The organism is Variovorax sp. GW823-FHT04B03 (genome assembly GCF_058796495.1).
Map to the genome: position 1 here is coordinate 424,506 of NZ_JBXAIT010000001.1, position 22,549 is coordinate 447,054.

At 70.5% G+C, this 22,549-nt stretch carries 15 protein-coding genes; 8 read left to right on the top strand and 7 right to left on the bottom strand.

The genetic code is table 11. The annotated features are described in order from the left end of the window. The 4 genes from AC1RAD_RS01910 to apaG are packed head-to-tail and all read right to left on the bottom strand — an operon-like array spanning position 1 to position 4,895. Entirely contained in the window at positions 1–1,221 is a 1,221-nt protein-coding gene (locus tag AC1RAD_RS01910; RefSeq protein ID WP_062480995.1) for a YbdK family carboxylate-amine ligase, read from the bottom strand. Continuing rightward, positions 1,218–2,489: a cation:proton antiporter gene (locus AC1RAD_RS01915; RefSeq protein ID WP_062480997.1), complete on the bottom strand. Its 1,272-nt coding sequence runs from the start codon at positions 2,487–2,489 to the stop codon at positions 1,218–1,220. The genes AC1RAD_RS01910 and AC1RAD_RS01915 overlap by 4 nt, the downstream gene beginning before the upstream one ends. Continuing rightward, positions 2,486–4,459, bottom strand: coding sequence for a site-specific recombinase (locus AC1RAD_RS01920; protein WP_492733623.1), 1,974 nt, complete (start codon positions 4,457–4,459; stop codon positions 2,486–2,488). Before AC1RAD_RS01920 ends, AC1RAD_RS01915 begins: the two co-directional genes overlap by 4 nt. 40 nt (positions 4,460–4,499) lie before the next feature. Next, positions 4,500–4,895: a Co2+/Mg2+ efflux protein ApaG gene (apaG, locus tag AC1RAD_RS01925; protein WP_489062670.1), complete on the bottom strand. Its 396-nt coding sequence runs from the start codon at positions 4,893–4,895 to the stop codon at positions 4,500–4,502. Between the two features lie 60 nt (positions 4,896–4,955). Here apaG and rpe point away from each other — a divergent pair, with 60 nt between their 5' ends. Beyond that, positions 4,956–5,651 (top strand): ribulose-phosphate 3-epimerase, encoded by a 696-nt coding sequence (rpe, locus tag AC1RAD_RS01930; RefSeq protein ID WP_062480999.1) that lies wholly within the window; start codon positions 4,956–4,958, stop codon positions 5,649–5,651. Here the strand turns inward: rpe and AC1RAD_RS01935 are convergent. After that, positions 5,641–5,874 carry a hypothetical protein gene (locus tag AC1RAD_RS01935; RefSeq protein WP_369631050.1) on the bottom strand — a complete coding sequence of 78 codons (234 nt, stop codon included), beginning with the start codon at positions 5,872–5,874 and terminating at the stop codon, positions 5,641–5,643. The genes rpe and AC1RAD_RS01935 overlap by 11 nt on opposite strands. 163 nt (positions 5,875–6,037) lie before the next feature. Here AC1RAD_RS01935 and AC1RAD_RS01940 point away from each other — a divergent pair, with 163 nt between their 5' ends. The 6 genes from AC1RAD_RS01940 to AC1RAD_RS01965 all read left to right on the top strand — a co-directional run bounded on the left by AC1RAD_RS01940 (position 6,038) and on the right by AC1RAD_RS01965 (position 19,146). Further along, entirely contained in the window at positions 6,038–7,030 is a 993-nt protein-coding gene (locus AC1RAD_RS01940) for a succinylglutamate desuccinylase/aspartoacylase family protein (protein WP_492733626.1), read from the top strand. 157 nt (positions 7,031–7,187) lie between these two features. Next, complete coding sequence (locus AC1RAD_RS01945) at positions 7,188–7,346, top strand: hypothetical protein (RefSeq protein ID WP_167394958.1); 159 nt, start codon at positions 7,188–7,190, stop codon at positions 7,344–7,346. A gap of 29 nt (positions 7,347–7,375) precedes the next feature. Next, entirely contained in the window at positions 7,376–9,565 is a 2,190-nt protein-coding gene (locus tag AC1RAD_RS01950; RefSeq protein WP_159278722.1) for a catalase, read from the top strand. A gap of 226 nt (positions 9,566–9,791) precedes the next feature. After that, positions 9,792–11,903, top strand: coding sequence for a CHAT domain-containing protein (locus AC1RAD_RS01955; RefSeq protein ID WP_492733628.1), 2,112 nt, complete (start codon positions 9,792–9,794; stop codon positions 11,901–11,903). A 41-nt stretch (positions 11,904–11,944) separates the two neighbouring features. Continuing rightward, positions 11,945–13,666, top strand: a complete 1,722-nt coding sequence (locus AC1RAD_RS01960; protein ID WP_492733630.1) for a ShlB/FhaC/HecB family hemolysin secretion/activation protein — start codon at positions 11,945–11,947, stop codon at positions 13,664–13,666. 2 nt (positions 13,667–13,668) lie between these two features. Further along, entirely contained in the window at positions 13,669–19,146 is a 5,478-nt protein-coding gene (locus AC1RAD_RS01965) for a two-partner secretion domain-containing protein (RefSeq protein WP_492733632.1), read from the top strand. A 7-nt stretch (positions 19,147–19,153) separates the two neighbouring features. Here AC1RAD_RS01965 and AC1RAD_RS01970 read toward each other — a convergent pair whose 3' ends face one another. After that, the gene (locus AC1RAD_RS01970) at positions 19,154–20,020 is read right to left on the bottom strand and encodes a glycosyltransferase family 25 protein (RefSeq protein WP_492733634.1); all 867 of its coding nucleotides are present in this window, start codon (positions 20,018–20,020) and stop codon (positions 19,154–19,156) included. 47 nt (positions 20,021–20,067) lie between these two features. On the opposite strand from AC1RAD_RS01970, the gene AC1RAD_RS01975 reads away from it, so the two are divergent. After that, on the top strand, positions 20,068–21,810 hold the full coding sequence (locus tag AC1RAD_RS01975) for a galactosyltransferase-related protein (RefSeq protein WP_492734539.1): 1,743 nt from the start codon (positions 20,068–20,070) through the stop codon (positions 21,808–21,810). Here AC1RAD_RS01975 and AC1RAD_RS01980 read toward each other — a convergent pair. Then, on the bottom strand, positions 21,768–22,547 hold the full coding sequence (locus AC1RAD_RS01980; protein ID WP_492733636.1) for a hypothetical protein: 780 nt from the start codon (positions 22,545–22,547) through the stop codon (positions 21,768–21,770). The genes AC1RAD_RS01975 and AC1RAD_RS01980 overlap by 43 nt on opposite strands. Positions 22,548–22,549 lie beyond the last annotated feature (2 nt).

Consider the following 22,549-nt stretch of genomic DNA (forward strand, 5'->3'; position numbering starts at 1 on the left):
TCAGGCTGCGCCGCGAAAGCGCAGCGAGGCCTGGCGCACGACCTCGGCCAGCAGCCGTTCCTTGCCCTGCTTCTCGCGCAGCCAGCGCGCGTCGTTGCGGTTGGCCTCGACGCTGGTGCGCAGCTCGCCCAGCGCCTGCGTGGCGTTGAGCGCCTCGCTGTGCCATTCGAGCTGGGTCATGGTCATCAGGATGTGGTCGCGCAGCGGCATGTGCTGGCCGCTGGCCGGGTCGACGTACACGGCGTCCAGGCCGAAGCGGCAGGCCTGGAAGCGGTTGTAGGTGTAGACGAGGTAGTCGTCCTCGCTCGGCTCGAAAGGCTGCTCCTGCAGGAACCACGCGGCCAGCGACTGCACGTAGCCCGCGAGCGCGGCGGCGCGCTCGATGGTGAGCGGCGTGTCGAACACGCGGATCTCGATGGTGCCGAACTCGGGCTTGGGGCGGATGTCCCAATAAAAGTCCTTCATGCTGCGCACGACGCCGGTGCGGGTCATGCGCTCGAAGTAGGCCTCGAATTCCTTCCAGCTCGTGGTGAAGGGCGCACGGCCCGAGAGCGGGAACGCGAACACGGAATTGAGCCGCGCCGAGTCGAACTGCGTGTCCTGCCCCTGCACGAAAGGCGACGAGGCCGACAGCGCAATGAAGTGCGGGATGTAGCGCGACATGCGGTGCAGCATGAGCAGCGCCGAGTCGGCATCGGGGCAGCCGATGTGCACGTGCTGGCCGAAGATGGTGAACTGCTTGCTCAGGTAGCCGTACAGCTCTGACAGCTCGCGAAAGCGCGGCTTGTCGTAGATGCGCCGCTCGTGCCATTGCTGGAACGCATGCGTGCCGCCGCCGACCACGGCGATGTTGAGCTTGTCGGCGTTCTTGATCAGCGCCTCGCGGATCGGCGACAGCTGCGTGATCACGTCCTGCGCCGAGTGGCAGATGTCGGTCGAGATCTCGATCATGCTCGAGGTCATCTCGGGCACCACGCTGCCGGGCAGCGGCGTCTGCGCCATCAGGCGCAGCATGTCCTCGGCGTACGGCGCGAGGTCGTAGTCGTGCGTGTTCACGAGCTGCAGCTCGAGCTCCACGCCCAGCGACAGCGCTTCGGACTTGTTGAAGGGCTCGAGCTTGACGGCGCGGCTCGCCGGATCGGCGGGCAGCGGCGCAGAGCGGACGTCGTCGCTGTCCGGGTCGATCGGGAGGACGGAGGTGGGGTTGCTGTTGCTGCTCATCGCTGCGTGTCTTCCGTGGTGCTGAAGGCCTGTGGCGTCCAGGGGACCGAACTCTCGCCCACGGCGTGGATCGCCACGGTGGCGAGCACGGCGCCCATCACTTCCATCAGCAGGATCGAGGGCAGGGCGACCTGCGTGATCATGGTGCCCAGGAGCGGCGAGGCCGAGGCGAAATTGGAGGCGATCAGCAGGGCGATGGACGACAGCGGCGTCATCGCGCAGCCGACCCAGAACGCCTGCTTCCAGCTGGCGCCGCTGCCCGGGTTGGCAATGGCCACGCCCGAGATCTTGGTGACCAGGCGCACGCCGATCACGGCCAGCACCACGCTGGCCACGGGCAGGGTCCAGTCGGCCTGGGCCGCCACCATCGACACCAGCACGAACATCAGCATGGTCAGCAGCGACGAGGCGGTGCCGAGCTGGCGCTGCCAGGCCCAGGGCTTGGGGTTGAGCGTCTTGAGCAGCACGCCGCCGATCAGCGCCGCCAGCGGCGCCGAGCCGCCGATGTGGGCCGTGAGCGCCGCGCCCGCCGCGATGATCGCCAGCAGCAGGATCGAGGTGTTCTCGCTGTTCGGGCTCATCACGCGCAGCGCCGAGCGCAGCGCCAGCGCCATGATCGCGCCGACCACGAACGACATGCCCAGCACCACCGCCACCGGGTAGAGCTTGAGCATCAGCGACTGCGGCGCGCGCTCGATCAGGCCGGCCTGCGCGTAGCCCAGCGTGAGGGCGTAGAAGGTGTTGAGCGTGGCCAGCGTCATGGCGCGCTCGGTCACCGGGCCGGCGGCGCGGGTGTCCATGATCACGCGGCTGAGCACGGCGGGCGAGGCGACGATCGCCATCAACGCGATGGGGTTGGCCACCGGCTCGGGCAGGCCCAGAAGAATCAATATCCAGTACACGCCGAAGTAGGTCAGCCCCGCCTCCAGCAGGCTCTGCACCAGCACCATCGGGTTGTGGCGGAACCAGCGCAGCGGCAGCCGCCCGCCCGCCTCGAACAGCACCACGGCCGCGCCCAGCTCCAGCAGGAACAGGCTAATGCCGCGCAGCGGCCAGATCGCGCCCTCGAAACCGGCAAAGCCCACCACCGCGCCCACCACCGAATAGCCGATGACCTTCGGCATTCCCAGGTAGCGCTGCACCAGGTGGCCGGAGGCCGCGGCGGCGGCCACCAGCAGGGCCCAGAGCACGGTGGGCAGGCCGGCCGAGGGGCGCGCCCATTCGGCCCAGAAGCCCTGGAGTTCGGCGAGGAGTGCGGTCAGGTTCATGTAGGCAGGAAGAAGCTCACCGGCCGGCTGCGCCAGCGGGCCCAGATCGCGCTGCGGATGCGGGCGCGGTCACCGAGGCTCACGCTGTGCGCGCGCAGCGCCAGCCGGAAAGCGAAGTAGAAACTCACGCTCACATTGAGCGCGCCGATCACCGGGATCGCCGCAACCGCCCACCACAGGGCCGGCTGGTGCAGTGCCGGCAGGCCGATGGATGCCGCCGCGGCCGCGATCTGGCCGGCCGACAGCGTGACATGGCGCACATCCAGCCCGAGCCCGAAGAAGCCCGCGAACGCGGGCAGCAGTCCGAGCATGAGTCCCAGCGAGATGTTGGAGGCGAAGCCTGAGATGTGTGTGCGCATGAAGGCGGCCCAGCGACGGGCCCGGGCGGCACCGAGAAAGGCGCCGATGCGAGGGTTGTAACGCATGGCGGAGTCCAGGCGATGCAGGACAAAGGCGTTTTCTGTCCATCCGGCGATGATGCTGGACGAAAACAGCAGGATGCCGGTGATTGCCGCGAAAAGCACGGTCGGTCCCAGCAGCGACAGCGAATGCAGCGTGGAGGCCGCATGCGCCGCGTCCAGCAGCGGCCGGCCCAGCGCGGCCTGCCAGCCCCACACCAGCAGTCCCACCGCCGGCACCACCAGGAGCACGTTGCCCAGCACGGCCGCCACCTGCGAGCGCACGAGGTTGGCCACCTCGTCGACGAACTGGTCCACGGCGTCGTCCGACTTGATGTCGCGCAGCCGCGCCGCCATGGCGGGCGCGGTCATGGCCGGCTGCTTGGTGGCCAGCGTGAGGTGCAGCAGCTGGATCGCCACGAAGCTGGCCGCATACATGAGGCCCGCGGTCAGCCCGCTCCAGAAGGCCGACAGGGCCAGCGCGTAGATGCCGAACTTGGCCAGCACCGTCAGCGCCGTGAAGGCGCCGCCGCCGGCAGCCTTCTTCACCATCTGCAGGTAGCTGCGGCGGTCGCGGGTGATGTAGTGCTCGCCCGTCTCGGCGCTGCGCTCGGTCACCTTGGCCGCGAGCATCGACGAGTTGGAGGCGATCAGCGCGCGGATGCTGTTGCGCTCGCCGCCCGCCAGCACCAGCTTGCCGACCAGCCGCGCCATGCTCGGCCCCGGCACGGGCGACATCAGGCAGTCGAGCAGCTCGCGGATGCGCAGCACGCGCTCGCGCAGCTGGCGCAGCCGGAACACCAGGCCGACCGAGATGCCGTTGTCTTCCAGGTGCGTGTAGACCGACGAGGCGCTGGAGCGGCAGGCATCGAGCCGGTCGCGGAAGGCCACGAAGGCGGCCTGCAGGGATTCTTCGTCGCGCGGCAGGGCGAACATCTGCTCGCGCAGCGCGTCCAGGTCGGCCATGAGGGCGTGGAAAGGGCGCGCCTCGCCCGCTTCGGGGCTGATGCGCAGCCGCAGCTCGGGCGAAAAGCCCGTGGCCACCACCTGGCTGCAGCAGTAGGTGACGGCGTCCATCACCGTGTGGCGCCAGCGCGCGGAGCCGTCGGGCATGGGCGCGGCGTCGGCCAGCAGCGCGCCGATGCGCGCGAGCTGGGTGTCGTCGAGCAGCGCGATCCAGCCGGCGTCGAACACGCCGGGCAGCACCAGCCGGAACAGGTCCGAGGCGTCGGTGGTCTCGGGCGTGCCCGGCAGGATCTTGCGGCGCATGCGCTCGCCGAACTCGCTCAGGAAGGCGGTGCGCGGCGCGAAGCCGTAGTCGGCCAGCAGCGCCGTGAGGTCGACCGACTGCGTGAACGCGCGCCACCAGGCGCGCAGCCGCTCGCACAGCTCGGGCCGTGCCTCGACGGCGTCGAGCAGCAGCTGCACGCGGCCGATGGCGGCCTGCGGCGAGGCGCGGTCGCCGCGCAGCCAGTCGAAGAGGTTGATGAGCCAGATGTGGCGCTGCGCCACATCGGCCGTGGGGTCGAGGCCGGCAAGCAGCCCCTGCAGATCGCGCGATGCGGCAGCCATGGGGAGCGGGGAGAAAAGAAAAAGAACGAGCGCGGCGCGCTCAGTGCAGCACGCGCGAGACGGGGGCGCCGCCGATATCCGCTTCGAGCACGAACATGGGCACCGGCACGTCGAAACGCTCGCCTTCTTCGGTCACCACGAAGAAGCTGCCGTGCATCGTGCCGCTGGGCGCCTGCAGGCGGCAGCCGCTGGTGTAGCGGAACGACTCGCCGGGCGCCAGCAGCGGCTGCTGGCCGATCACGCCGAGGCCCTTGACCTCCTGCGGATGGCCCGAGGCGTCGTTGATGAGCCAGTGGCGCGCGATCAATTGCGCGCCCACCGTGCCCACATTGGTGACGGTGATCGTGTAGGAGAAGGTGTAGACGTTGTCCTTGGGCGAGGACTGGTCGGCCAGGTAACGCGGTTCGACCTGTACGCTGAAGGGGCTGTGTGACATGGGGCGCATGGTAACGGAGGCCTTTCCTCGGACTTCCGTCGGCTGCGAGAATCCGGGGTTATGAGCAGCACCCCGTTCCGCATTGCGCCCTCCATTCTTTCCGCCGACTTCGCGCACCTCGGCCAGGAACTGACCGACGTGATCGCGGCCGGCGCCGACTGGATCCACTTCGACGTGATGGACAACCATTACGTGCCGAACCTGACCTTCGGCCCCATGATCTGCCAGGCCCTCAAGCCCTACGCCAAGACCGCCGACGGCACGCCCGTGCCCATCGACGTGCACCTGATGATCCAGCCGGTCGACGCGCTGGCCGCGTCTTTTGCGCAAGCGGGCGCTGACTACATCAGCTTCCACCCCGACGCATCGACCCATGTGCACCGCAGCATCCAGGCCATCAAGGCCGCCGGCTGCAAGCCCGGCCTGGTGTTCAACCCGGGCGCCGGCCTCGAGGCGCTGGACTGGGCCATCGACGACATCGACCTGATCCTCATCATGAGCGTCAACCCCGGCTTCGGCGGCCAGAGCTTCATCGACTCGGCGCTGCGCAAGATCGAGCAGGCGCGCAAGCGCATCGAGCAGAGCGGGCGCGACATCCGCCTCGAAGTGGACGGCGGCATCAAGGCCGACAACATCGCCCGCGTGGCCTCGGCCGGCGCCGACACCTTCGTGGCGGGCAGCGCGATCTTCAACGCCAAGGACTACGGCGCGGTGATCGGCGACATGCGCCAGCAGCTGGCCACCGTCAAGGCCTGACCTTGCCGTCGGGCGTGCGCTCGGGCGTGAGCCCGCGGTCGGTGTCGACGACGCCGCGTTCCACGTCCTCGTAGCCGCGCCGGCCCTTCTCGGGCGGCTGGCCGTCCTGCATCACCTGGCTGTCCGATGACTGGTCGCGCTCGTGCGGCAGGCGCGGCGCCGATTCGCCGTCCTGTGCGACGCGGGTGGTGTCCTTCTTGTCCTTGCGCGGCTGCTGGGCCATCGTGTGCTCCTTCAAAGTTCGGGTCTGGCGCCAGCTTGCGCGGCGCCCCGCCACGGGGCGGTAGGACAGGCCAGGGCGCGGCTGTAGGTTCGCGCTGCGCGTCCGCCAAGCCACAGGGTCTTGTCTTTTGCGTGGTCACAGTCGCCTCCGCATAATCGCCCGCATGTCCACCCCGCTTTTCGACGACGCCGCGACCGCCACCGACAGCCTGCGCCTTCACGCATTCGCGTCGCTGAACCCCGGCCCGCGCCTGCTCGTGATCGGCGGGGTGCATGGCGACGAGACCTGCGGCACCGAGGGCATCGCGCGCGTGCTGGCCGAGCTCGATGCCGGCGACTTGCGCCTGCTGCGCGGCGAACTCACGCTCGTGCCCGTGGCCAACCCGCTCGCACGGCGGCGCCTGCAGCGCGAGGGCCAGCGCAACCTCAACCGCCTGTTCCGGCCGAGCGAGACGCCGGCCGACTACGAGGCCCGCATCACCAACCGGCTGGCCCCCGTCATCGCGCGCCACGACGTGCTGCTCGACCTGCATTCCTTCCAGAGCGAGGGCGAGGCCTTCGCCATGATCGGACCGCGCGACAACAGCGGCAGCCTCGAACCCTTTGCGCGCGCGCAGGAAGAAGGCCGGCTCGCGCTGCACATCGGCACGCCCATCGTCGTCGAGGGCTGGCTCGACATCTACGCCGCCGGCCTCGCGCAGCGCGGCGCGGCGGTCGACGAGGCCGCCATCGACTTCGGCCGCGGCACCAACGAGTACATCCGCAGCTGCGGCGGCTATGGCGTCACCCTCGAATGCGGTCAGCACCAGGACCCGCAGGCGCCGCAGGTGGCGTGGGCGGCCATCCGCCGCACGCTCGCGCTGCTGGGCATGGCGGCGCTGCCGCCGGGCCTGTCGGCCGCGCCCCCGCAGCCGCCCCAGCTGCTGCGCCTGGCCAGCGTGACCGACCGCCTGCACGAGGACGACAGCTTCGTGCGCGACTGGGCCACCTTCGACCCCGTGCAGCGCGGCGAACCCGTGGGCATGCGGCACGACGGCACGCTGGTCAGCGCGCCCGACGACGGCTTCATCGTGTTCCCGAACGCGATGGCGCTGCCGGGCGCCGAGTGGTTCTACTTCGCGCGGCCCAGCGAGCGCGTGCTCGACCCGACCGTCTGAGGCTCGCGCCTGTCGGCGCCCTCCTACCGGTGACGCCCACCTTCTCCCACAGACGGGGAGGGGCGGCCACTACGGCCCGCGCACCGGGCCCCACCTAAGCTTCCTCTTTGCGGATTTGCCGGCTTGCGGCCCCGCTTCTCTCGGAGGGAAAAACATCATGGAAATCTCGGCACTGTTCGATTCGCTCATGGGCACCTGGGGCGACGACATCCTGATCTGGGCGGTGGCTGCCGTGACCGCCTGCATCGGCCTGATCGCCGTGGTGAACGTGCTCGACATCTTCATCGGCAGCGGCAACAGCAACGAGGCCGGCTGAGCCGACCCGCATCGATGCCCAGAACCCCGATGTCCCCCCAGAACAAGGCCGCCGCAGGCCGCCGCGCCAGCACCGCCAAGACCGGTGACGGCGCCAACGCCAAGCAGCTGCAGCTCGAGGGTTTCACCACCGAGCACCCCACGCACCTGACGACCAACCAGGGCCTGCAGGTTCCCGACAACCACAACTCGCTCAAGGCGGGCGTGCGCGGGCCGACGCTGCTCGAAGACTTCATCCTGCGCGAGAAGATCACGCACTTCGACCACGAGCGCATTCCCGAGCGCGCCGTGCACGCGCGCGGCTCGGCAGCGCATGGCTACTTCCAGGTCTACCAGTCGATGTCGCAGTACACCTGCGCCGATTTCCTGCAGGACCCCGATGCGAAGACGCCCGTGTTCGTGCGCTTTTCGACCGTGGCCGGCTCGCGCGGCTCGGCCGACACCGTGCGCGACGTGCGCGGCTTCGCCGTCAAGTTCTACACGCGCGAGGGCAACTACGACCTCGTGGGCAACAACATCCCCGTGTTCTTCATCCAGGACGCGATGAAGTTCCCCGACCTCATCCACGCCGTCAAGCCCGAGCCGCACCACGAGATGCCGCAGGCCGCGAGCGCGCACGACACCTTCTGGGACTTCGCCTCGCTCATGCCCGAGAGCACCCACATGCTGATGTGGGCCATGAGCGACCGCGCCATTCCGCGCAGCCTGCGCATGATGGAAGGCTTCGGCGTCCACACCTTCCGCTTCGTCAACGCGCGCGGCGAGAGCCACTTCGTGAAGTTCCACTGGAAGCCCAAGCTCGGCGTGCACGGCCTCGTGTGGGACGAGGCACAGAAGATCGCCGGCAAGGACCCCGACTTCCACCGCCGCGACCTCTGGGAAGCCATCGAGCAGGGCCACTTTCCCGAGTGGGAACTCGGCGTGCAGCTCATCGCGCCCGACAAGGCCGAGTCGCTGGGCTTCGACCTGCTCGACCCCACCAAGCTGATCCCCGAAGAGATGGTGCCCGTGCAACGCATCGGCAAGCTGGTGCTCAACCGCAACCCCGACAACTTCTTCGCCGAGACCGAGCAGGTGGCCTTCCACCCGGGCCACGTCGTGCCCGGCATCGACTTCAGCAACGACCCGCTGCTGCAGGGGCGCCTGTTCAGCTACACCGACACGCAGATCTCGCGCCTGGGCGGCGCCAACTTTCACGAGCTGCCGATCAACAAGGCCGTGTGCCCGTTCCACAACATGCAGCGCGACGGCATGCACCGCCAGACCATCGCGCGCGGCCAGGTCGCCTACGAACCCAACACGCTGGGCAGCGGCACCGAGTTCCGCGTGGACGGCGGCAGCCACGGCTTCCAGTCCTTCCCCGAAGAGATCGAGTCGCCGAAGGTGCGGCGCCGCAGCCCGTCGTTCGACGACCACTTCACGCAGGCGCGCCTGTTCTTCAACAGCCAGAGCATGGCCGAGAAGGAGCACATCGTCGCGGCCTTTCGCTTCGAGCTGTCGAAGCTCGAAGTGCCCGCGATCCGCCAGCGCATGGTCGACAACCTCGCGCACGTGGATGAAAAGCTCGCGCGCCGCGTGGCCGAGCCGCTGGGCATCGGCGAGCCCGACGCGAAAGCGGCCGCAGGGTACTCGGGCTTTCGCGAACACCGCATCGAACTGCCCATCGACGAATCGCCCGCGCTGCGCATGAGCGACGGCAGCGCCGACGGTGTGGTGCGCACGCGCAAGGTCGCGATCCTCGTGGCCGACGGCGTCGACTCGGCCTCGCTCAAGCCGATCCGCGACGCGCTGGAGCAGGTGGGCGTGCTGTGCAAGGTGGTGGGCCCGAAGCTCGGCACCGTGGCCAGCGCGTCGAAACGCCAGATCGACGTCGACATGACCTTCACCAACACCGCCTCGGTGTTGTTCGACGCCGTGCTCGTGCCTGCAGGCGCCGAGGGCGCCGCTGCGCTTGCGGCGCAGGGCGATGCCGTGCACTTCGTTCTCGAGGCCTACAAGCACTGCAAGGCGATCTGCGCGGTGGGCGAGGGCGTGCAACTGCTGGCCACGCTGGGCGTCACGCCCGAGGGCGAGGCGCCAGCTGGCGTGGTGGTGGCCGAAACGCCTGTCACGAACCTGGGCGACGCCACGGCGGCGACGCAGATTGCGCACGACTTCATTGCAGCGATCGCGAAGCACCGGCACTGGGACCGGCTCAACATCGACAGCGTGCCCGCCTAGCGTGAACCGGCTCTACGCCATTTGCGCTAGACCGTATTGCGAATAGGCGAGGTGAACACCCGCTCCTAGACTTTCCCACGAGGCCTGAACGGCGCGCACTCCCGCGGCGTCGAGCGTTCGCGGCAGCGAGTGCATGGGTCGAGGGGGTTCAATGGCGTGGTTTTCGAGATGGGGATGTGCGCATCCGGCGCGTCGCCGTGCCGGTCTTGCCGGTGCGGTCGGCCTGGTGGGTGTGCTGCTTCTGGGTCCCGGCGGCCCTTCGGCGCAGGCACAACGTCCCGCGCCACCACCTGCAACTCCCGCTGCTTCGGCGGGCGGCCCGAATGCCGAAGCCGCGGCCGACCGGATGGCGCAGGCGCGGCTGGCCGACACCGACACGCTGCTGGCCCTGACCAGCGAAGGCGCGGTGCTCTACGGGCAGGACGCGGTCAAGCTCTCGGGCTATCAATACTGCAGCCAGGCGGTCGCATTGGCCGAGGCGGGCGAGTTCCGCCAGAGCGTGCGCGCCGCGAGCAAGGCGCTGCACCTGGCCAACGCCACCAGCGACCCGAACCTGCGCGCCGTGGCCAACCGCGACCTGGCGATCGTCTACAGCTACTCGGGTCAGCTCGAGAAGGCCGAGGAGTTCGCGCGCGAAGCGCTGCGCCACACCGCGCGCGACCCCAAGCTGGTGGTCGGCCCGGTGCAGAAGGTGATCGGCGACGTGCGCACGCGGCGCGGCGATTTCGCCGGTGCGGTGCTCAGCTACGACGAGGCACTGGCCAACAGCTCGCCGCGCTATGCGCCGCTGGTGCAGGCCTCGCTGGTCAACGCGCTCATCGAATCGGGTGACGCGGCACGCGCACGCCAGGTGCTCGGCGACATGGCCGAGCCGCGCGAAGCGCCGCTGGCCGCGCAGCTCGAACGCACGCGCGCCCGCCTGCTGCTGGCCGAGAACAAGCCGGCCGAGGCACGCGACAAGTACCGCGCGCTCACCACGCGCCAGGTCGGCACCGACACCGCCTACTACCGGCTCTGGGCCTGGGACGGCGTGGCGCGCAGCGAACTCGCGCTGGGCCAGAAGCAGGCCGCCGCCGAGGCCGCGGGCCGTGCGCTCGCCGACGTCGACCAGGTGCGCGCGCGCTTTCGCAGCGAAGAAGTGAAGATGGGCCTGTTCTCCGACCTGCAGTCGGTGTTCGAACGCGGCGTGGCGGTGTACAGCGAAGCGGGCGATCCGCAGCGCGCCTTCGAGGTGAGCGAGCACAGCCGCTCGCGTGCGCTGCTCGACGCGGTGCGCGGGCGCGCCAAGCTCAGCGAATCGTCGGCCGGCACGGTCGGCGTGGCCGCGCTGCAGCGCACGCTGGCGGCCGACGAGCGCGTGGTGCAGTACCACGCGCTGCCCGACCGCCTGATGGTCTGGGTCGTGGGGCCGGACAGCATTGTCGAAAAGCGCATCGCGGTGAAGCGCGAGGAGCTCACTGAACTCGTCGAGACCTTCCGCAACTCGATCGTGCGCGGCCGCCGCGCGGCCATCACCAACGCCGACAAGCTCGGCGCCGCGCTGCTCGGCCCGCTGGGCCTGGCGCCGGGCCAGCGCGTGGTGGTGGTGCCGCACGGGCCGCTGCACTACCTGCCGTTCCAGGCGCTGCGCCTGGACGGGCGCTACCTCATCGAGACGCACCCGGTGTCGGTGGCGCCGTCGATCAGCATCGCGGTGCAGCTGGCGCAGCGCACGCCGCGCGTGAACGCGTCGCTCACGGCCTTCGGCAATCCGCGCATCGAGGACAAGTACGACCTGCCCGGCGCCGAGACCGAAGTGAAGCAGCTCGCGCAGCTGTTCCCGCGCAACACGGTGTACATGGGCGCCGCCGCCACCAAGACGCAGTTCCGCGATGTGGCCTCGCGCTCGCCGCTGATGCACGTGGCGGCGCACGCCGAGGCCGACGAGGTCGATCCGCTGTACTCGCGAATCCTGCTGGCCAACGAAGGCGGCAAGCAGAACTTTCTCGAGGCGCACGAGATCCTCGCGCTGCCGATGGACGGCACTGCGCTGGTCACGCTGTCGGCCTGCGAGTCGGGCCTGGGGCGCATCGCGCAGGGCGACGAGGTGCTGGGTTTCACGCGCTCGTTCCTCTCGGCCGGCAGCTCCAGCCTCATCGCCTCGCTGTGGCCCGTGTCGGACGACGCCACCGCCGTGCTCATGGGCACGCTCTACGGCGAGCTCGCCAAGGGCCGCGACATCCAGAAGGCGATGCAGGCCGGGCAACTGGCCGTGCTGAAGGACCCCAAGATGTCCCACCCCTTCTTCTGGGCGCCGTTCAACCTGATCGGCAACTGGCGCCTCACGGTGGGAAGCTGACCATGTCTTCGCCACGCTCCCTCCTGCAAAGAAGCACTGCCATGGCCCCTGCGATCCGCCTTCGTCCACGGCCCACGCCGGTCGCTCTCGCCGCCATGGCACTCGTCGGCGCCACGCTGTGGGTCGCCATGCCCCGCGCCCATGCGCAGGAAGCCACCACGTTGTTGCCCACCAAGGACCCGTGCGGCAGCTGCGACCGCCCCGTGGCGCAGGCCACCGGCGCCGTCGCGCCGCAAACCCTGCCCGCGCCGCCCCGGCCTGCAGCAGGCGCGGGCAGCTTCAAGCTCACCGACCTGCGCCTGAACGGCGTGAAGGCGCTGAGCAACGAAGAACTGCAGACCATCACCGCGCCGTACATTGGCCGCGACGTCACGCTCGGCGACCTCGAAGGCCTCGCGCAGGCGATCACCACGCGCTACAAGGAACGCGGCTACTTTCTCGCGCAGGCGGTGGTGCCGGTGCAGACCGTGCGCGACGGCATCGTCGAGATCAGCATCATCGAAGGCCGGCTCGGCAAGGTCGAGGTGCTGGTGGCGCCCGAGGCGCCGATCAGCGAGGCGCGCGTGCGCGGCTTCCTGGCGGCGCTGCAGCCGGGCGAGGCCGTGAACGCGCCGGCCTACGAGCGCGCCATGCTGCTGCTGTCGGATCAGCCCGGCCTCAAGGTGTCGTCGAGCCTGCAGGAAGGCGCACAGGCGGGCACCACCGACCTGTCGGTCGAGGTCGAGGCCGGCGCGCGCTGGGCCTTCTCGGCCGAAGCCGACAACCACGGCACCAAGGAGGCAGGGCGCTACCGCGTGGGCGGCACGGCGCGCTGGCTCAGCCCCTTCGGCATCGGCGACAACCTCGATGCGCGCCTGCTGCTGTCCAACAGCAACGCGCTGCAGTACGGCCGTGTGTCGTACGAGGCGCCGCTGGGCACCAGCGGCCTGCGCGCGGGCATCGGCATCTCGCGCGTGAGCTACGACCTGGGCGGCAAGTTCGTCGACCTCGACGCGCGCGGGCGCGCCGACGTGCTCGACGTGTCGCTCAACTACCCGCTGATCCGCCAGCGTCAGCAGAACCTGTTCCTGCGCCTCACGGCCGACGTGAAGGACCTCACCGACGAGCTGCGCGGCGTGGACTTCACGGCGAAGAAGCGCGTGCAGGGCTTCGGCATCGGCTGGGCCTGGGAGCGGCGCGACGAGGTGCTGGGCGGCGGCTACTGGGCCAGCTCGGGCACGCTGTACCACGGCGACCTGTCGATCCGCGACGCGCAGAGCTTCCAGTCCGACCAGCAGTTCGGCGGGCGCCACACCGAAGGCGGCTTCACCAAGCTGAGCTTCCAGGTGTCGCGCCTGCAGGCCATCGTGCCGCGCCACTCGCTGTACTTCTCGGTCGGTGGGCAGTGGGCCAGCAAGAACCTCGACGCCTCGGAAAAACTCGCGCTCGGCGGCGCGCGCGCGGTGCGCGCCTACCCCTCGGGCGAACTGCTGGTGGACCAGGGCCTGATCGGCACCTTCGAATACCGCTGGGCCGCGACCGACGAGATCACGCCCTACCTGTTCTACGACGCGGCGCGCGGACGCATCGCGCGCCATCCCTCGCCCTTCGACGGCGAGAACTCCCACAGCCTGCGCGGCTACGGCATCGGCCTGAGCTGGTCGCGCCCGGGCAACTTCTCGATCAACGCCACGCTCGCCTGGCGCGCCGGCACACCGCCCGCGCAGACCGACGGCGGCGGGCGCAACCCGCGGCTGTACGTGCAGCTGCAGAAGGCGTTCTGACCATGAAGCCCCGCACCACCTTCCAACCCCGGCATCCGCTGCGTCCGCTGGCGCTTTCGATTGCCTGCATGGGCCTGGCCCCGGCGCTGGCACAAACCATCCTGCCGAGCTTCGGCCCGAACGGCTACACCACGCAGGGCGGCGTGACCGTGGGAACCACCACGTCGGCCACCAGCGTGGGCGGACAGGCGCTGGGCATCTCGCAGTCATCGCTGCGCGCGATCATCAACTGGAACAGCTTCTCCATCGGTGCCAAGGACGCGGTCAACATCAGTCAGTCGATGGGCGCGTCCAGCATCCTGCTCAACCGCGTGACGGGCGGCGAGCTCTCGACCATCGCCGGCCAGCTCACGGCCAACGGGCGCGTGTTCCTCATCAACCCGAGCGGCGTGGTGTTCAGCCAGGGCGCGACGGTCAACGTGGGCGGTCTCGTGGCCTCCACGCTGGCACTGAACACCACCGACAACGACTTCCTCACTGCTGCCAGCACCAAGCTCGATTTCCTGCGCGACGACGCCAACGCCAAGGTGGTGAGCAACGCCGGCGTGCTCACCGCCACCGGCGGCCCCGTGGTGCTGATGGGCGCCGAAGTGACCAACACCGGCAGCATCACCGCCAACCGCGGCACCGTCGCACTGGCCTCGGGCCGCAGGATCAGCTTCGACCTGGGCAACGACGGGCTCACCAACCTCGTGGTCGCGGCCGATGCCATGGCCACCAGTGCCAAGGTGGTGAACGCCGCAGGCGCCACCTTGCAGGCCGACGGCGGGCGCGTGATGCTCATCGGCAGTTCCACCACGGCGGGCGAGCTGGTGGTGAACCAGTCGGGCACGGTGCGCGCGCGCACGCTGGAGAACGTCAACGGCGAGATCGTGCTCGGCGCCGGCAGCAACAACCGCATCGAGATGAACGGCGGCACGCTCGACGCCACCGGCATGGGGGCGGGGCAGCGCGGCGGCACCATCCGCATCGCGGCGGGACAGGTGCGCATCGAAGGCACCGGCGGCGGCGACCAGCGCGCGGTGATCGATGCCAGCGGCCAGGCCGGCGGCGGCAGCGTGTCGGTGCATGGCTACGACGTGGCACTGTCGTCCACCTCGGTGCTGCGCGCCGACGCCACCACGGGCGGCGCGGGCGGCACCGTCACCACGGCCAGTGCCCAGGGCCAGGCCCTGGTCGGCGAGGCCGATCCGGCGCCCGAGCGCGAGTCGCGGCTGCAGGCCTACGGCGAGATGACCGCGCGCGGTGCGGGCGCCGGCAAGGGCGGTGCGATCTCCAACGAAGCCGATGCGGTGCGTGTGCAGGCCGTGCGTGTGGACGCGGGCGGCGGTTCGCAAGGCGGCGCCAACGGCAGCTGGCGCGTGAGCGCGAAGCAGTCCGACTTGGGCATCGTCGAGGCCGGCAACGTGCCGGCGTATGACAGCAAACTGCCGGCCTTCACCGGCGGTTCCGTGAGCGCCGGCAGTGTCGGCGACACGCTGGGCCGCGGCACCGACGTGACGCTGGCGAGCGGGCGCACCGGCCTCGGCGCGGGCGTGACCTTTGCGCCCGGCGTGCAGGTCGTCAAGAGCGAAGGCGGCACGGCGCGGCTGCGCGTCGATTCGGCCGGCAGCATCGTGATGAACGAGGGCTCGGCCATCGCATCGCAGCAAGGCGCGCTGCACGTCGACTTCAACGCCGACGCGGCCGGCCGCGTCGCCACCAACGCGAAGAACATCAACAACAGCAGCGGCAACCCTTCTGCGGAGACCGACTATGCGGGCGCCATCGTGCTGACCGGCGCGACCATCACGGCCAACGGCGGCGACGTGCGCTTCTTCGGCCAGGGCGACGCGCAGAACGGCCGCGCCATCGGTGGCATCGTCCCGCTCGGTGGTGACACCGGCGATTTCGTGTGGCGCGACGGCGTGACGCTCGCCGGCAGCCAGGTCACCACCGGCGGCGAAGGCCGCATCGCGATGCGCGGCCAGGGCCGCACCTGGATCGACGACCAGGACAACAGCGACTTCATCTTCCGCGGCAGCAACGGCGTGTCGATCACGGGCGGCACGGTCGAAGCGGGCACCGGCGGCCTGCAGCTCGACGGCCTCGCGGGCTACGGGCGCAGCGGCGTGGCCATCGGCAGCGGTGCGGTGCTGAAGTCCGTGGGCGATATCGGCATCAAGGGCCAGGGCCCGACCTGGACCTCCAACATCGGCGGGGCCGCGGTGGGCGCCAGCACGGCGGTCGTCATCGACGATGCCACCGTCGCCGGCGAGCGCGACGTGCGCATCGAAGGCCAGGGCGCGAACCTCGACGGCCTGCGCACCGACACGGGCTTTGCGGCGGGGAACATGTCGGCCGGCGGCGGCAACGGCGTCGCTATCCGGGGCGCGGTCTCGGCCGGCGCGGGCCGGCGCATCGACGTGATCGGCCACGCGGGCAGCGAAGGCTTCAGCGCCACGCTCGGCAGCCCCGACATCATCATCACGCCGTCCACCACGCCCACCTACGGCGTGGCCGTCACGGCCGACGCCGACCATCCGACGGCGCTGCGCACCGACGGCGGCACCATCGCCATCGACGCCCAGGGCACCGACATCTCGATGCGCATGGTCACCTTCATCTCCGGCGTGGGCACCAGCGTCGGCACGCTGGCTTCGGTGGCCAGCGACAGCGGCAAGGGCGGCAGCATCTCGGTGCAAGGGCGCAACGTGCTGATCGACGGCGCCACGAACTCCGACGGCTCGCCCGCGGTGGCGCGCCTGGACGCCAGTGGCGCGACCGGCGGCGGCAGCATCGACATCGCGGCCACCAACGCCATCGCCGTCGGCGGCAACACGCGCCTGGAAGCCAACGCGGGCACGGGCGCGGGCAACGGCGGCAGCATCAAGGTGGTGGCGACCGAGTCGCTGCGCGCGCACGGCCAGCTCTCGGCGCGCGGCGGCGCGGCCGGCGGCGACGGCGGGCGCATCGAGACCTCGGCCGGGCGCTTCGACCTGCGCGGCGCGCGCGTCGACGCGTCGGCACCGGTGGGCGCGGCGGGGCAGTGGTTCATCGACCCCTTCGACCTCACCATCGCCCATGGCACGGCCGCGGGCACGCTGCCGACCAACCCCTACGACGCGGTCGCCAACTCGACCATCCAGGACGGCGACATCAACACCGCGCTCAACGGCGGCACCAGCGTGAAGATCACGACGGGCACCGGCACGGGCGGTGGCGGTGTCATCACGCTCGATGCCGACGTCGACATCAACTACACCGGCTCCAAGGGCCCGCTCACGCTGCAGCTGGACGCCGCCAGCGGCATCCAGACGCGCACGCCGGGCACCACCATCCGCGCGACCGGCGGCGACGACCTGAACGTGGTGATGAACGCGGGCGTCAACCCCGACGGCACGCCCTCGGGCAACAGCGGCTTCATCGACTTCGGGGGCAACATCCTCACGCAGGGCGGCAGCGTGACGATGAACGCGCTGGGCACGGGCACGCCTGGCAGCGGCTTCATCCGCCTGAACGGCGGGCAGGTCGTCACCGACGGCGGCAACGTGTCGCTGCTCAGCGGCCAGCCCGGCGCGCCCACCGGCACCGTGATCCTCACGCAGGACGTGCAGGTCGACACGCGCGTCGGCCAGAGCAACGCGGGCGCGGGCGGCAACGTGCGCATCGAAGGCGGCGACGTGCTGCTGCAGGGCGCGCGCATCGCCAGCGCCACCGGCAACGTGGACATCCGCGGCACCTCGACCACCTGGGACAGCGGCGTGGTCATCACCAGCGGCCAGATCGGGCCGAGCACCATCAGCACCACCAGCGGCAACGTCACGGTGCAGGGCGTGGCGCGGCGCCAAGCCTCGTCGACCTTCGCGGCGGCGCACGGCGTGCTCATCAACGGCGGCAGTTCCATCACCACCGGCAGCGGCAACATCGCGGTGCGCGGCTACAACTTCAACAACGACCCCTCGGCGCCGGGCGTGACCGAAGACAGCGGCGTGCGGTTGGAGAACGGCGCGCAGCTCGTCACCACGGGCGGCGGCAACATCGAGGTCACGGGCCGTTCGCAGAACGGTGGGCGTGGCGTCGTGCTGCAGGCCGGCGGTGCGCCGACCGCGCCGGGTGCGCTGCCCGGCATTCGCAGCAGCGGCAACGTGCTGCTGCGCGCGAGCAACGACGGCAGCGGCGATTCGATCGTGATCGAGGCGCCGGTGGTCGCGGCCGGCACCATCGACCTGCGCCCGGGCGGGGTCGATGTCAACATGGTCGCGTCGGACGACACGGCCACGCCCATCGTGCTGGGCGGGCCGACGGTCAACGGCTTCTCGGTGTCGGGCGCGGAGTTCGCGCAGCTGTCGGCGCCGACTATCGTCGCAGGCAGCACCACGCACGCGGGCGCCATCACGGTGGCGGGCGCGCTCACGACCTCCGGCGCGCTCACCCTGCAGAACGAAGGCGGTGGCGGCGGCATCGCGCTCAACGCGCCGGTCTCGGCCGCGACGCTGGGACTGCTGTCGGGCGGCAACGTGAGCCAGTCGGGCGCGGGCACGATCACGGCGGGTGCGCTGCTCGCGCGCTCGCGCAACGGCAGTGTCGACTTGCGCAATCCGGGCAACGACGTGACCACGGTCGGCGGCGGCGCGGCGGGCGGCTTTGCCTACGTGGACGCGAACGCGGTCACCATCGGGCCGGTGTCGGTCACGGGCTTCGATGCGGCGGGCAACCTGCCGCAGGTCACCTCGGCCGACTCGATGGCCGCCAACACCGTGTTCGTGCGCACGCTGAGCGGCGACCTCACGCTCGGCGCGCCGGTCAGCAGCACCAGCGGCACCGACCTCGTGGCGGCGGCGCGCTTCCAGAACCCGGGCGGCCATGGCATCTCGGGTGCGCTGTGGCGCGTGTGGGCCGACACCTGGGTGGGCGAAACGCGCGGCGGCCTGGCTGGCTCGGGCCCGCTGCCCAACTTCTATCACTGCGCCTACCTGGGCCTGTGCACCGTGACCGTGACGCCGGGCGACAACCACTTCATCTACGCGCAGCAGCCGACGGCCACGGTCGTGATCGCCGACGCTTCGCGCACGGTGGGGGCGCCCAACCCGTTCTTCATCTACAGCCTCACGGGGCTGATCCTGGGCGACACCGGCGCGGGCTTCAGCGGCTCGATGTTCTCGCCGGCGCTGCCGGGCAGCCCGACGGGCCTGTACCCGATCAACGGCAGCTTCACCTCGGCCGAGGGCTATGCGGTGCGCGTGGTGCCGGGCCAGCTGCGTGTGAGCGGCCTGCCGCTCTTGCCTTCGGTGGACGTGGTGCGCGAGCCGCTGACCTCGTACCTGTACGACCGGAACATCGGCCAGGCGCCGATCTGCCTGGCCACCGGGCCGCTGGACGGCGACCGCGCGCAGCAGGGCGCCGACGTGCTGGCGCGCGAATGGTCGCGCGTGCGCTCGCGGCCCAACCTGCTGAGCTGCGTGAACACCGAGCGGCGCAACGGCTGTTCGGATTTCTGAGAAGGTGTCAGCGCGGCGCGTGATCGCGGGCCGTGAGCACGAAGAGCTGCGCCATCAGGTCCGCGAGCAGCCGCAGTTGCGGGTCGTCGGTGAGCGGGGCGTGGCGCCACGGCGCGGCATGGGCCTCCAGGCCGTCGAGCGGGCCGGCGAAGAACAGGCGCCGCAGCGCACCGCCGAGAACGTCGTGCGCCGCCGATTCCGCGGGGCTGCCGAGGGTGCTGTCGGCATGGCTGCCCCATGCCGGCGTGGCGAGGAAGGGCGAGAGCACCACGCCTTGCAGGTGGCCGTCGCGCAGGAAGCTGCCCAGCGTCAGGTCGTACGGTTGCAATGGCCCGTGCGCGAGCGCTTCCTGCAGCAGCGCGGGCAGCACGCGCAGGCCCTTCGGTGTGACGAGGTAGGCGACCGCGCCCCAGTTGTAGAGCGTGCGCGCGTCGAGAAAGTCGATGCCCGACAGTGCATGGCGCGGCGCACCACTTCCTTGCGGCGGCAGGCGCCGTTGCAGGCTGTGCCAGAGCGCGAGCAGGTGCTGCGTCGAGGTCACAGGCTGGCATTCGAGGAACGCGATGTCGCAGCCTTCCGCTTCGAGTTGTGCGAGCGCGCCGCTGCGCAGCACGGTCGGCAGGGCATCGCTGAGCTGCGCGTCGTCTTCGAGCACCAGCAGCGCTTCGCAGGGGTTCGCGCGGGTGAGGGCTTCGGTGTGCGAGAGGAAGCAGGCGCGCTCGCCCGGCGTGATCGCCGTGTTGCCGGGCGCGAGTGCCTGTGCGTCGATGGCTGCGTGCCGCCTGACATTCGTCAGCCCGAGCCGCTGCAACTGCGCGTCCATCGCGGCGCGGCGCTCGGTGCTTCGCTCGAGGTTGATGTAGCAGCCTTGCATGGGCATCTCCAGTGCGTCATCGCCGAAGGAGCGATGCAGTGAACATCATGACGTCGGAAGGTCGAGAGGCTGACACGGGCCGTCCCTGGCTCAGCGTCGTGCTGCCTTTCTACCGCAAGCTTGCCGAGTTCGAGCGCGTGCTGCCGATGAATGCGGGGTATTGGGCGCGGCCCGGCATCGAGGTCGTGCTCGCGCTCGACGAGCCGGGCGAGGAAGCGGGCGTGCTGGCGCTGATCGCACGCCTCCCGCAGATCCGCTGGAAGGTTCTGGTGAACGACGTCGCGCATGCGTGGCGCCCGCCCTGCAAGACCATCAACGCCGGCGTGCGCGGCAGCGCGGGGCGCTTCGTGCTGGTCCATTCGCCCGAGTCCGCCTACGTGGGCGATGCGCCGGCCCTGCTGTTGCACGCCGCGATGGGGCACGCGCGCGGCGTGGCGGTCGGCCGCGTCGGCTTCGCGCGCTTCGACGAACTCACCGACACGCTCGAAACCGTCTTCGCGCGCCAGGTGCCGCCCGCGCTGCTGCTGCAGACCTTCTACGGCTCACTGTGCTGCGCGCGAGAGGCCTTCGATGCGGTGCACGGCTACGACGAATCGTTCGAAGAATGGGGCGGCGACGACGACAACCTGCGCGTGCGCCTGGAGATGGCGGGCTGGCAGCTGCTGGCCTGCCCGGACGCGCACCTGCTGCACCTGTCGGACGAAACGCGCACGGGCGGCGAGCAGTTCGACCGCGACGTCGACTGGATCAAATGCACGCCGCACGAGGCGCGCGCGGGCGATGCCGGATGGGGCCGTGATTTCCATCGCATCGCGCGCGACGACAGCGCCAGTGCATGGCCCGCCGAAGCGCCGGCCTGGCTGGCCGCCGCACCCGTGGTTCCGATGGGCTCGCGCCGCCAGTGCGAGGTCTGCGCGCGCCTGCTGCACCACGAGCCCAGCGCCTTTCATTGCCCGCGGTGCGCGCGCCCGCCGATCGCACCGCGTCTCACGTCGCGGCTGCGCATCGTCTGCGTGCTGCAGCTGCGCAACGAGGCGCGCTGTCTGCCGGGCTGCCTCGACCACCTGCGCGGCCATGTGGACGGCATCGTCGCGCTCGACGACGGCTCGACCGACGGCACCGCCGACATCCTGCGACGCGAACCGATGCTGCTGGAACTGCTGTCGAACCCGCCGTGCGACGACGGCACGCACGTCTGGCGCGAGAACGAGAACAAGCGCCGCCTGCTCGAAGCCGCGCGCCGCCACGGCGCAGGCTGGGTGCTGGTGTGCGATGCCGACGAGCGCTACGAAACGTTGTTCCTTAGTCACCTGCACGCGACCGTCGATTCGCTGCCAGACAACCAGCTCGCCAGCCTGTCGCTCGTGTCCTGCGAACTCTGGAATTCGCCCGACGCCTGGCGCAGCGACGGCCCGTGGGGCCGCAAGTCGCGCGCGCGGCTGTTCCGGTTGCCGCAGCAGATCTCGTTCGAACTGAGCGCCGACCTGCACGGCCCCTGGCTGCCCGACGATGCGCAGCGCCACGGCCTGATGTTCTACAGCCGCTACCGGCTCTACCACCTGAAGAGCATCCGTCACGCCGACCGCGTGGCGCGGCGCGACCTCTACACGCGGCTCGATCCGGCGCGGCAGTTCCAGGCCATCGGGTACGACTACCTCGCGGAAGAAGGGCCGGGGCTGCAGCTGATGCGCATCGAGCCCGACCGCGACTACGACCGCCGCACCTTGCCGCCTGACCTGCAAGCGGCTCAGTCGCCCAGCCCCAGCGTCCTCGCAAAGTCGCCGCGGTAGGTGCGCAGGCCCTGGTGCGACAGCCGCGAGCGCGTGTCGACATGCACGCGCCCGCCGATCGATTGCCAGCGCCGGCAGAAGCCGTAGTCCTCGCTGAGGTAGCGCCCGTTGTTCGGTTCGGCGAAGACGTCGAAGAAGCGGTAGTGCGGCCGCGCCGCGACGACCGGGTCGTCCATGCGGTCGGGCGTGTAGCGCAGCTCCGGCAGCGCCTGCGCCATCTGTTCGAGCACGCGGCGCGCGATCAGCATGAAGCCGGTGGGTGCGTCCAGCACTTCGAGAAAACCATCGGCGTCCACGCGCGCGCCCGCATCGTTCACGTTGACCGGGAACGCCGCATGCAGCGCCTCGAAGTCGGCGCGCGTGGTGCCGGCCGGCAGCGGCGCGCGCAGGCCGCCTTCGGGCCAGCCGTCGCTCTTGTGCGGGTACACGCCGGCCACCACGTCGCGGCCCGCGCCCAGCAACCGCAGCGCGGCCTCGGGCTCGAAGCCGATGTCGGCGTCGATCCAGAACAGGTGCGTCCAGCGCGTGTCGGCCAGGAACTCGGCGGCCAGCCGGTTGCGCGCGCGCGTGACGAGGCTGTCGCCGTCGAGAAAGCGCGTCTGCATCGCGAAGCCGTGGGTCCACGCGAGGTTCACCAGGCCGAGCAGGCTGCGCACGCACTCGGTGCCGACCGCGCCGCCGTGGCAGGGCGTGGCGACGAAGGGGCGGACGTCTTTCAGGTCTATGGCGGTGGGCATGC